The sequence below is a fragment of the Ochrobactrum sp. Q0168 genome (genome assembly GCF_016427605.1).
Classification (GTDB): Bacteria; Pseudomonadota; Alphaproteobacteria; order Rhizobiales; family Rhizobiaceae; genus Brucella.
Genome location: NZ_JAELXQ010000014.1, coordinates 94,525 through 101,527 on the forward strand (window position 1 = coordinate 94,525; position 7,003 = coordinate 101,527).

A 7,003-nucleotide genomic window follows, 5' to 3' on the forward strand; every position below is an offset into this window, starting at 1 on the left:
GATCAATTTCTGTTTCCTCCCTCTTGTGCGAAGCATCGTCTTGTGCGATCAATCTTCGCATCTAATGAGAATATGGTCGCACACTTGCCGCATGCTGTCAACGATGGCGCTGGAAACGATCAACGATTTAAGTATTCGATGCCACGTTCGAAATAACAATCGAACGACGCAAATGTTTAACCGAATCTCCGTCGTCAATGGCGGAGCTTGCAATTTGGCGGCTGTGGTCGGCCCGCCAGCGGAAACAAAATAGGGTGGTGAAGATGAACGCTAAACGTGAAGCGTGGCTAGATTTCTCGGGCAAGACCTGTGTGGTCACCGGCGCCGGTGGTGGGATCGGGCAAGAAATCGCCGCATCTTTCGCAACTTCGGGAGCGCGCGTCGCGATTCTCGACCACGATCTCAAAAAGGCGAAGGCGACGGAGGAAATGATTCTCGATTTCGGTGGGGCGGCTATCTCGATCGGCGTAGACGTGACTGACGCCACTGCGATCGATCGAGCTGTCGATCAGACCAGGGAGGCTTTCGGAGATTGCGATATCCTCGTCAACAATGCCGGGATTCTGCGTTTCGGCCCGCTGGAATCGGTTGCTCCTGAGACCTGGGACCAGACGGTCGCCGTCAACGTGAAGGGTTACCTTCTGTGCGCGCAACGCTTCAGCGAGCCTATGCGGCAGCGTCGGTCCGGAACAATTGTCAATGTAGCCTCGATCGCCGCAACTGAACCCCATCCTTATTGCGGATCTTACAGCGTGAGCAAGGCGGCGGTCGTCATGTTGACACAACAGCTCGCGCTTGAATGGGGAACGTCCGGCGTAACGGTCAATGCCGTCAGTCCCGGCTTTATCCCGACGCCGCTCAACACCGAATTTTACGCTGTTCCCGGAGTAACGGAGCAGCGCAGCAGCCTTGTGCCGCTTGGCACGCTCGGTTCGACCCGTGACGTTGCCAACTCGGTCATGTTCCTGGCCAGCAGCTTCGCCCGATACATCAACGGGCACAATCTTGTCGTTGATGGCGGGCTGTCCCACACATCGATGATCCATGTTCCGAGACCCGGCTACGACAATAGCGGGAAGTGACGCAGCGGCGTGATCATTAAGCCACAAGAATGCCGAACCGAGACTAACCCGCGACGTATTGGCCTTATGAAAGGCGTGCTGGAATAAAACGCCGACCTTAACGGGCTACCGCGCGGCATGAATCGCCGCGCATACCCATAAGCGCCACCACAACCGCGATATTCGACGTTCACCATGGTCAGGTCCGCCCTGGCCATCGATGCCACAGCCAGACGCGGCGAAGGCACTCGCGAGATTTTGTAGCCAACAGGCAGGAAGGACTAAACATGCTTCGATTGAAGGATAAAATTGCGATTATCACTGGCAGTTCTTCGGGAATCGGCTTCGCCATCGCGACGACGTTTCTGCGCGAAGGCGCGTTAGTTTTCGGGGCCGATCAGAATCCCGCTCCGGTCGAGTTGACCAAAATGGCTAACTTCGACGCAGTGGAGTTGGATTTGACCTCGCCAGATGCTGCCGAGCGCGTCATCGCGGCAGCTATGGAGAAGCATGGCCGTGTTGATGTGCTCGTGAACAATGCCGGTATCGGCAACTCCCGACCAGTCCTTGATACCAGCGATGACGATCTAGCCCGCTATCTCAGCGTGAACATCGCCGCGCCTTTCGCCCTTTGCCGCTCCGCAATTTCCGTGATGCGCGGAAAAGGCGGCGCCATTATCAATATCGCTTCTGTATTTGGGATGCTGGGAACAACCCGAGCTTCCGCATACGCCGCGACCAAAGCGGGCTTGGCGGGACTGACAAGGCAGTTGGCGGCTGAGTACGGACGCGACGGTATCCGTGTAAACGCAGTGTCGCCAGGACTCATCGCAACACCGCTGGTCCGCGAACGACTGGAAACGAATCCGTGGTTTCGCCGGTCGATGATCGAGGATTGCCCGTTGGGTCGACCCGGCCGTCCTGAAGAAATCGCAGAAGTCTGCGCCTTCCTCGCTTCCGATGCAGCCAGCTTCGTGTCGGGTATCGTGATGCCTGTGGACGGTGGATGGTCCAGCACCAAATTTCTGCCGGAGCCATATGCGCAAGCGGAAACAGGGGTGGCCTGATGCGGGCGATTTCGTGGAATAGCCCCGACACCGAAGAGGACGTGGACATTCTGGTCTTCGGTAGTGGAGCCGGCGGATTAGCGGCAAGCCTCTTTGCCGCCAAGCGTGGCATGAAAGTGCTGCTGTGCGAGAAATCTGACTTGGTAGGTGGTACGACCGCGACCTCAGGAGGGGTTCTGTGGGTACCGGGCAATCGTCAGGCGAAGGAAGCCGGAATCAACGACTCTATAGAGGACGCGCGCACCTATCTTCGGCATGAGCTCGGCAACTACTATCGAGAAGATCTGGCAGAGGCGTTTCTGGAAAGCGCGGGGCCGGCAATAGACGATATCGAGGACGGCACGTCGGTCGTGTTCGATCTGATCCAGTCACCTGATTATCACCCGGACAGTCCCGGAGGAGTGGACAAGGGACGTTCGATCATGGCGCGCCGCTATGACGGCAATCAGTTAGGACGAGACTTCGATCTGGTGCGTCCGCCAATGGACAGACTCATGGTGTGCGGCGGTATGATGGTAGGGCCAGACGAAATTCCCGCTTTCGTCAGACCTTTCGCCTCTCTCGCAAATTTCAGCCGCGTCATGAAACGATTGGCTCGGCACGGACTCGATCGATTCAAATATAGACGGGGAGCACAGATTAGCAACGGCAATGCGCTCGTTGCGCGAATGCTTCACAGCCTCAAGGCTTATAAAGCAACGATATGGGTCAATGCCCCATTGAAGGAGTTGGTCCGTAACGGGGACCGCGTGGAGGGCGCGATTGTTCAGAGGAACGGTCGCCTCGTTCAAGTGCGGGCCCGTCTGGGAGTTGTGCTGGCGACGGGAGGTTTCCCGCAAGATCCGGCGCTGCGTCGCGAGTTTGCCGCTTCCTTCCCGCATGATTATTCAATGGCGTTCGAAGGCAATACCGGCGACGGCCATCGAGCGGCGCGCGCTATCGACGCAGTCGTCGACACCCAGTTGAGCAGTCCCTGCCTATGGACCCCCTCTTCTTTGTTGACGGAGCGAGACGGAAAAAACGTTCCGGTCATATACGGCTATCTCGATCGGGGCCGTCCAGGAATAATAGCAGTCGATCCTGAAGGACGCCGGTTCGTCAACGAGTCCAATTCATACCATGACATTGTCGCAGCTCTGTTCGAACGGCGATCGGCGCTTGGAGCGGCTGCGGACGCGCCGTTTCATTTCATCTGCGACGCGGCTTTCGTTCGAAAGAACGGCTTGGGCGCGATCCGGCCCTGGCCATGGTCGCCCCGCCTCTCGTCTTATGTCCGCAACGGCTATATCACCACCGGACAAACACTACCGGAACTCGCCCTAAAAATCGGCATTGATCCCGCTTCACTCACTGCGACCGTCGAACGGCATAACATGTTTGCCACGACCGGTAAGGATGCGGATTTCGGCAAGGGATCGACATCTTTTAATCGTATCTGGGGCGACCCTGCAGCTGGTCCGAATCCCAATTTGTCGCCGATTGTAAAGGCGCCCTTCGTGGCGCTTCCGATCCTCCCGGCAACGCTCGGCACTGCAGTGGGATTAATGACCAATGGCGATGCTCAAGTGCTTGATTCGTCGGGTGCCGCTATCCCTGGATTGTTTGCCTGCGGCAATGAACTGGCCTCGTCCATGCGCGGCTTTTATCCTGGCGGCGGGATCACGCTTGGACCCGCAGTCGTATTCGCCTACAGGGCGATTCAGAAAGCGGCGACGGACCTCTCAGTACCTCGCCTTGCCCAAAACCATTTACGGGAGAAATCAAATGCCCTATGCAATTAGCTGGATCGATGAGCCGGAAGCGGCAAGCCTGCGCCTTGAGCTGCGCGATGCCCATCTGGACTATATGCGCGAAAATCTAGCCAGGGTTCTTGCCAGCGGTGGATTGCTTGATGATCCCGGAGAGGTCGGGTTGGGTGGGCTAATTCTTCTCGATATCGATACCAGAGAAGAGGCCGAGAATTTCGTGAAAGCAGACCCTTTTTACATCGGTGGGGTTTATAAGAATCCTACCATTTACCGGTGGAGGAAGGCATTTTACGACGGAAAAGCCCTGATCTAAAATCGGGTAAGTAACGTCTGCTAGTCCGACGCTTCTGACGCGGCTCGCAATGACTTACAACGCTGGGGTTCACGATTCATCCCATCGCGCGTACCTTGCCGGTTCACGGCAAGGTGCAGATACTGATCTGCTTTGCGCGCCTGAGAATTTCCGTAATCGTGGGATCCCCTTCCCCCGCTCGAGCCACAACCTGAAACACCATTGGGTTCACCGGTCGCTCAGTCAGCACCGATACGAGTAGTCCGGCATCAAGCTGTGGCTGAGCCATTGATTTGGGAACAAGAGCAAAGCCGGCGCCTTGAGCGACTATGTCAATCATTGTGCGCACGTTATTGCACAGGTTGACAGAGCGCAGTGGAATTGGAAAAGTTTCCAATGCAGTTTTCATGATCTGATAAATGGGTGAGTGGCTTGGCAGCGACCAGGGCGACAGGCTTGGGTCAGGCTGCCTTGCTTCAATCTGAGCTGCAATATCCGGGCTTGCTACCCACAAGAGATCAACTGCTCCAATCGAAGTTGCTTCCAAAGCAGGGTGCGCCACCGTCCCAGCCGTGAATGCTATATCTATTTTTCCACCCAACAGCGCCTGGATCATATTTGCTGTAAGTTCGATTTCTATTTCAAGCGTCAGCTCAGGCCAGCGTTTCTTCATGTCAGCCACAAATGAAGGCAGACAGGTAGCGGCGGCGATTTCACCGGCACCGACCCGCACGATACCCTTGATCTGATCAAAGCCAGCCGTTCGCAGCAACATGCCCTGCAGCTGCTCCCAGACCGGCTGATACTCTCGTACAAGCTCACGTCCTGCTGGCGTCAGATTTGCGGTGCGGCCATTTCGCTCAAACAGCTTTGCGCCCAAGCGCTCCTCAAGCTCACTGATGCGGGCAGATATTCCGGGCTGAGTCGTGTTCAGCTTATCGGCAGCTGCCGCGAAGGTGCCGAGCCGAGCAATCCAGATCAATGTCTCAAGATGATAAAGAGAGATACGATTAATAGCCATTACTTATCATTAGAGCAAAAAACAAATAATTGGAAATGATGATTAGGTTGGGTTCCAATGCCCTCTGTACAGGGAGGATAACTTGGTAAAAAAGCTCTATCTCGATGCCGCAGCAGCGCTCGACGGCCTGCTTTTTGATGGTATGACAATCTGCGCAGGCGGTTTCGGACTTTGTGGCATCCCCGAACGGTTGATCGATCAGTTGCGCGATAGCCATGTGTCGGGCCTGACAGTTGTTTCCAACAACGCTGGCATCGACAATGAGGGTCTTGGTAAACTTCTGAGAACCCGACAGATCAAGAAGATGATCTCCAGTTATGTCGGAGAAAACAAAGAGTTCGAACGGCAGTACCTCGCCGGAGAACTGGAGGTGGAGTTCTGCCCGCAGGGCACGCTGGCCGAACGCTGCAGGGCTGGCGGCGCAGGCATTCCCGGTTTCTATACCAAGACAGGTGTCGGGACCACTGTGGCCGAAGGCAAAGAAACCAAAGTTTTCGACGGACAGGAATATTTGCTGGAACGCGGCATCTACGCTGATCTTGCTATCATAAAAGGCTGGAAGGCAGACGAAAGCGGCAATCTGATTTTCCGCAAAACTGCGCGTAATTTCAATCAGCCCATGGCAACGGCAGCGAAAATCTGCGTTGCCGAGGTCGAAGAGATCGTGTCTACGGGTAATCTGGATCCCGACAGCATTCACCTTCCGGGTATTTATGTGAAGCGACTGATCGTCGGCAGTCCTTATGAGAAAAAGATCGAATCTCGTACAGTTCGTAAGATGGAGAACGCTTGATGGCCTGGACACGCGATCAGATGGCGGCCCGTGCCGCACGCTCCTTGCGTGACGGGTTCTATGTCAATCTTGGCATTGGAATCCCGACACTTGTCGCCAATCACATTCCGGCAGGTATCGAAGTTACTCTGCAGTCCGAAAACGGCATGCTTGGTATCGGCCCCTTCCCTTTTGAAGGTGAGGAAGATCCAGATCTGATCAACGCTGGAAAACAGACAATCAGCGAGCTTCCGAGTAGCTGTTATTTTTCAAGCTCGGATAGTTTCGCCATGATCCGTGGCGGTCATATCGACCTTACGGTGCTCGGCGCCATGGAAGTCAGCGAAGATGGTGACATTGCCAACTGGATGATACCGGGCAAAATGATCAAGGGGATGGGTGGCGCCATGGACCTTGTCGCAGGTGTCAAGAAGATCGTTGTCCTTATGGAACATGTTGCAAAGGACGGAACAGCGAAATTTGTACCATCTTGCAGCCTGCCGCTGACGGGCCGTAATGTCGTGGACACCATTATCACCGATCTCTGCGTTTTTGAACGCCGCGGACCCGGACAGCCATTTTCACTTGTCGAACTGGCAGACGGAGTTTCTGCCGATGAAGTCGCGTCTAAGACCCCCGCGCGTTACATGACATAAGATCGAACTCACCGAGCAGTGCTCGCCTAGACATCGAATACATCGCAACATGCCCTTTTGGGAGTCCCGCATGCTCAACAGATCAATCGTCATCGCCAGCGCTGCGCGGACCGCAGTGGGGTCCTTCAACGGTGCTTTCGCTACTGTGCCTGCCCATGAACTGGGCGCGACCGTGATCAAGGCGGCTCTGGAACGGGCGGGCGTTGCGGCTGACGATGTCGATGAGGTCATTCTCGGGCAGGTGCTGACGGCAGGTGAAGGGCAGAACCCCGCGCGTCAGGCCGCAATGGCGGCGGGTTGCCCGAAAGAAGCAACGGGTTTTGCGATCAACCAGCTTTGCGGCTCGGGCTTGCGCGCCGTAGCCCTTGGCATGCAGCAGATCCAGT

Annotated in this window: 7 protein-coding genes and 1 pseudogene; 7 read left to right on the forward strand and 1 reads right to left on the reverse strand. The window is 55.8% G+C overall.

All coding sequences use genetic code 11. From position 1 onward, the window contains the following. The first annotated feature begins 263 nt into the window (after positions 1–263). The 4 genes from JAU75_RS19130 to JAU75_RS19145 all read left to right on the forward strand — a co-directional run bounded on the left by JAU75_RS19130 (position 264) and on the right by JAU75_RS19145 (position 4,189). Positions 264–1,082 carry an SDR family oxidoreductase gene (locus JAU75_RS19130; RefSeq protein WP_199058041.1) on the forward strand — a complete coding sequence of 273 codons (819 nt, stop codon included), beginning with the start codon at positions 264–266 and terminating at the stop codon, positions 1,080–1,082. Positions 1,083–1,348: 266 nt separating this feature from the next. Continuing rightward, entirely contained in the window at positions 1,349–2,128 is a 780-nt protein-coding gene (locus JAU75_RS19135) for an SDR family oxidoreductase (protein WP_199058042.1), read from the forward strand. A 41-nt stretch (positions 2,129–2,169) separates the two neighbouring features. After that, positions 2,170–3,909: an FAD-dependent oxidoreductase gene (locus JAU75_RS19140; RefSeq protein WP_371836211.1), complete on the forward strand. Its 1,740-nt coding sequence runs from the start codon at positions 2,170–2,172 to the stop codon at positions 3,907–3,909. Further along, entirely contained in the window at positions 3,893–4,189 is a 297-nt protein-coding gene (locus tag JAU75_RS19145) for a YciI family protein (RefSeq protein WP_199058044.1), read from the forward strand. The genes JAU75_RS19140 and JAU75_RS19145 overlap by 17 nt, the downstream gene beginning before the upstream one ends. A 103-nt stretch (positions 4,190–4,292) precedes the next feature. On the opposite strand, the gene JAU75_RS19150 is transcribed toward JAU75_RS19145, so the two are convergent. Beyond that, complete coding sequence (locus JAU75_RS19150) at positions 4,293–5,189, reverse strand: LysR family transcriptional regulator (RefSeq protein WP_199058045.1); 897 nt, start codon at positions 5,187–5,189, stop codon at positions 4,293–4,295. Between the two features lie 82 nt (positions 5,190–5,271). On the opposite strand from JAU75_RS19150, the gene JAU75_RS19155 reads away from it, so the two are divergent. From JAU75_RS19155 to JAU75_RS19165, 3 genes and pseudogenes are all read left to right on the forward strand, one after another. Continuing rightward, positions 5,272–5,982: a CoA transferase subunit A gene (locus JAU75_RS19155; RefSeq protein ID WP_199058046.1), complete on the forward strand. Its 711-nt coding sequence runs from the start codon at positions 5,272–5,274 to the stop codon at positions 5,980–5,982. Beyond that, positions 5,982–6,617, forward strand: a complete 636-nt coding sequence (locus tag JAU75_RS19160) for a 3-oxoacid CoA-transferase subunit B (RefSeq protein WP_199058047.1) — start codon at positions 5,982–5,984, stop codon at positions 6,615–6,617. The genes JAU75_RS19155 and JAU75_RS19160 overlap by 1 nt, the downstream gene beginning before the upstream one ends. Before the next feature lie 70 nt (positions 6,618–6,687). Further along, positions 6,688–7,003 (forward strand): annotated as a pseudogene (locus JAU75_RS19165) (acetyl-CoA C-acetyltransferase); the annotation flags it as partial.

Coding starts and splice junctions, on each gene's coding strand:
- JAU75_RS19130 (WP_199058041.1), top strand. CDS start 264: ATGAACGCTAAACGTGAAGCGTGGCTAGATTTCTCGGGCAAGACCTGT.
- JAU75_RS19135 (WP_199058042.1), top strand. CDS start 1,349: ATGCTTCGATTGAAGGATAAAATTGCGATTATCACTGGCAGTTCTTCG.
- JAU75_RS19145 (WP_199058044.1), top strand. CDS start 3,893: ATGCCCTATGCAATTAGCTGGATCGATGAGCCGGAAGCGGCAAGCCTG.
- JAU75_RS19150 (WP_199058045.1), bottom strand. CDS start 5,189: ATGGCTATTAATCGTATCTCTCTTTATCATCTTGAGACATTGATCTGG.
- JAU75_RS19160 (WP_199058047.1), top strand. CDS start 5,982: ATGGCCTGGACACGCGATCAGATGGCGGCCCGTGCCGCACGCTCCTTG.